Source organism: Salinibacter sp. (assembly GCF_042218895.1).
GTDB lineage: Bacteria > Bacteroidota > Rhodothermia > Rhodothermales > Salinibacteraceae > Salinibacter.
Window position 1 is genome coordinate 1 of the sequence record NZ_JBDGQQ010000105.1, and the last position, 3,971, is coordinate 3,971.

General features: G+C 63.0%; 2 protein-coding genes. Both read right to left on the reverse strand.

Annotated features, from left to right (window positions below; translation table 11 throughout):
- Positions 1 to 268 precede the first annotated feature (268 nt).
- Positions 269 to 742 (reverse strand): hypothetical protein, encoded by a 474-nt coding sequence (locus tag ABEL04_RS09565; protein ID WP_375802166.1) that lies wholly within the window; start codon positions 740 to 742, stop codon positions 269 to 271.
- A gap of 44 nt (positions 743 to 786) precedes the next feature.
- The gene (locus tag ABEL04_RS09570) at positions 787 to 3,885 is read right to left on the reverse strand and encodes a T9SS type A sorting domain-containing protein (protein ID WP_375802167.1); all 3,099 of its coding nucleotides are present in this window, start codon (positions 3,883 to 3,885) and stop codon (positions 787 to 789) included.
- Positions 3,886 to 3,971: the final 86 nt, after the last annotated feature.

The window sequence follows — 3,971 nt, forward strand, 5'->3', positions numbered from 1 at the left end:
AATGGTGAGGGCCTCGTCCGGCCCGTGCTGCACCACGAGTTGGGCCGAGCCCGCTCTCGTAGGGACAAAGAGGCGATACATCCATGCCCGCTCCCGGAGCGGACCGCAGTTGGCCCTTGTGAGGGCAACGGTCCCAGACGACAACTCGCCAGCGGCACCCTGCTCCCACATGGCCTAACCTGGCCGTTGAGACAAAAGAGACAGGCTGGGACGTATTCCTGGATGCGGGAGCCGAGACCCAGTCGAGCCAATCAGACTGGTGCCAGCCCTACTCCGAAACCCCTGTCAGCGTCCACTCCGACCCCTCCCGTTTTTCATCCCCACGCCGGAGCCCCTCTCTGAGGTGCTGGATCGTCATGGTCCGCGTCCCGGCTGCGACGAGCTCTTCCGCGGTCCAATCCCGACGGACGACCGGCCGGACCGAAACGGTGCGAGTCCCAGAAGCCACCGGCGGGGTGGACATTCCGTACGCCTCAACTTCCTCGATCTGAATCGTGCACTGGCCGGAGTTCTCTTCGAAGCTGCACGAGCGAAAGGTCCCCCGGAGCCGCGCTGTATGGGGAGGAGGTTGGTTGGTTCTCGCACCGGTTCTCGCAGCGCTGTCTTCTTCGGCACTGTCCGTTGCGACGGCCGTGGTGTCGGGGTCCTGCGGGCTGTTTGCCCCCGTTCGAGGTCTGCTACAGGTCCCGGCAAGGACCACGAGACTGAGCGCAACGAGACTCCACGTCGAAAAACCGGCCATGTTGGCTGCCTACAGTGATTGAAAACGGTGTGGCCCGACGACCCCTACCGGGCAAGCACCACCCGTCGGGTCGCCTCAAAGGAGTCCCCCTGTACCTTCACAAAGTATACCCCGCTGGACAGTCCGTTCGCCTCTACCGACAGATCCACGGGTTCGTTGGCCGAGAGGGTCCGGTCAAGAAGGGTAGCGACCCGCTGGCCGAGCGTGTTGTACACCGCCGCGCGAACCTGCTGGGACCTCTGGACCGTCAGGCGCATCGTCGTGGCGGACCGGAAGGGGTTCGGGGCAGCCTCGGTCAGTTCAAACGCCCCCGAGGGCAAAACCGTCACGGTCCGCGATTCGAGCTGGCTTGTGGTCCCGTCGGTGTTGACCTGCTTCAGGCGAAAGGTGTGAGAACCCGGCGGCAGATCCGGAACGCGGTAGCGGTACGTGTTCGCCTGGCTCGTCGTGCCGTTGCCCTTTACAAAGTCCAGCGTCTCGAACTCGCCTCCCCGGTAGCGGTGCTGGACCCGGAAGCCTGAATTGTTCGTCTCACTGGCGGTCCTCCAGCTGAGGGTCACCCCGCCCTCCGCAACCGTCGCGTCGAACCGGGCCAATTCCACGGGAACGACAACCGAGCTGCTGAACACTCCGTTGCCGTGCGTCCCGGCCAGAACGAGCCCGTCTTTGTTTCGGGCCTCAACGTCCGACACCACGACGTTCCCGATGCTGTTTGGGCCCTCCTGGGTCCACGTTGCATCGCCCCCGAGGGCAGTTGTCGAGAAGAGCCCAACACTCGTCCCAGCGTAGTACGTCGTCTGGCCGAGAGCGGGCTGAGGGAGGATGTCGACGGATCGGACTGAAGGCCCCGTCGACCCCCCAAGATTCCCCTCCACGTCGGTCCACGACTGTCCCCCGTCCTTCGAGTAGAAAAGACTCGTCACCCGGTAGTTGGAGATCGCCACGAGAACCCTATCGCTGTCCCGTGGATCGACGGCGATATCGCTGACGAACCCTCCCTTCGGAAAGGTTGTCGCCTCCGCTGAAGGCAGCTCGGTCCTCGTGAAGTCAGACTGGGACACCGAGTCCGCACCGGTCACTCGGAAGAGACGGGCCGGCTCCGCAGTTTCGTCTCCGTCCGAGTCCTGGGCCCCATAGTAGAGCACGTGCGCGTCGTTGGCCTTCGAAGCCTCAAGGGCCGTGATGCTGTATCCGTTCGGCGCGGCCAGGTAGAGCTCGGTCCACGATGAACTGGGGTCGTCGCCCTCCAAATTCGTGTTCCGCCACAAGGACGTTTCCCCAGGGTAGTACATGATCGTAGGATCGGCCGGATCGAGCTCAAACGGGTGGATGAAAAGCTGCCCGGAAGCTTCTCTCGGGAAGGTAGACCGGGCCTTTTGCCGCGTGCCGTCCGGTCCATAGATGGACTGGTACACTCTGCCCCCCTGCGACGACGCGTAGCGGATCGTGCCCTCCTTGGACGACCGATTTACGATCTCACAGTATCCCCCATCCGCACCGGCTTCATTCTTCCAGTCGTTCGACAAACTTCTGGACTGTGTGTACCACGTCCCGTTGTCTTGCATGCCCCCCATAATCGTTGGATCACTGGGGTCCGCGTTGGCGCAAACATCGTAGAATTGGGTCGTGACGTAGCCTTCGTTCAGACTGTTGTACTTGACCCCACCATCGCCGGATGCCATGTTATTCAGGGTCTCGTGCACGCCGCCGTCGCTCCCTGTGAGCATCCGGTCGGGGTTCGTCGGATGAAAAGCGATGGTGTGCTGATCGGGATGCTGGGGATCACTGTCAGGCGGATTGTAAAAGCTGCCGCCGGACTGCCCATCGTACGGATACCCGCCAATCTGGGTCGCTGAGCCGCCGCCCGAGTCTGACACGTCGAGCCGCCACAGGTTGACATCCCCCACGAACACCTTTGACGAGTCGCTAGGGTGAACCGCAATCAGCAGGTCATAGCCGCCCTGCGAGTTGAAGGTGCTCGGGAGGGCCTCGTTGTAGTTCGTCCACTGGTTTCCCTCACTGGCGTCGGCATCGTATTTCCAGAGCACGTGCCCGCTGGTGCCAAAACCTGGAGCCTGTGCCAGGAACCACACCTCGCTTTCGTCGGAGGGATTCGCGCTGAGGACGGTTCGAAAGTACGTGTCCTGTCCGGAGGGCCACCCCGAGGGCGTAATTTCGGTCCAGTTTACCCCGTCGGTCGACCGGTAAAGCCCCCGCTTCTCTCCACTACTGCCCATCGTCGCGTACACGACGCCACTGGAGGTCACCGTCCCGTCTGTCCAGTTGGTCTGATCTCCCGAGGAGGGGAGCCCATCGAGGACTGTTGTCCAGGTGGCCCCGCCATCCGTACTCCGCTGGATGCCCCCGTACGTTGCCGCGTACACCTCGTCCTGAGAGGAATTAGAAGGATCCACGCGTACGCGGTGGACGATGTCGAAGGCGCTATCGAAGGCGCTTTCCCTACTCTCTGTGCTGGGCAGCTGCGTCCAGCTCCGCCCGCCGTCGGTCGACTTGTAGATGCCATCTCCTTTGTAGAAGGCGTCTCCACCGCTTGCCGAGTTGCCTCGAAGTTCGCCCGTGCCGGCGTACCACACGTTTCGCTTCCCGCTCCGCGGATCCTGCACCACCGTCGTCACGCTCGGGCGCTGATTCTCCTCGAAGACACGCGTCCAAGTGTTCCCCCCATCGGTGGTGCGCCACATGCCGCCGGATACCCCCGCTGCGAGAATGGTGTTGCCGCTCTCGTCGGTCATGTCGTAGGCGACGGCCCGGGAGCGGCCCCCTATGTTGCCGGGACCGCGTGAAATCCATGAACTGGAGGACTTCTGCTGGAGGGCCTCCGGCAGGCGCTTCGCGAAGGTGAGCTCCTTGGAACGGATGTCGGGCGGGATGCGCCCAGTCTCAGGATTGTGCAGGCGCTTCCAGCGGTAGCGCACCCGAGCGAAGGGGTCCTCCTTGGTTCCGAGGCCGGCCTTGGCCTCAAACCCCTGCCAGGGAGCCTGAGTGCGTGCTTCCAGCTCGGAGCCAGCCGTCGACCCGGCATCAGCCGGCGCGCGGGAGACCGATGCTTGGTGCCAAATTCCCCAAATGGCGGCCCCGGAGAGGAGAACAGCGGCGACGAAAACGTATCGGGAAGTATTCATCATAGCGGATCAAAATGCGAATCAGACGAAACGGGGACACGGAAAAGTCCACTGAAGCCTTCATTCGGAACAAAGGGCAGATCGCC

Bases quoted from the DNA above. Each gene is read 5' to 3' on its own strand.
- ABEL04_RS09565 (WP_375802166.1), bottom strand. From the start codon at position 742: ATGGCCGGTTTTTCGACGTGGAGTCTCGTTGCGCTCAGTCTCGTGGTC.
- ABEL04_RS09570 (WP_375802167.1), bottom strand. From the start codon at position 3,885: ATGAATACTTCCCGATACGTTTTCGTCGCCGCTGTTCTCCTCTCCGGG.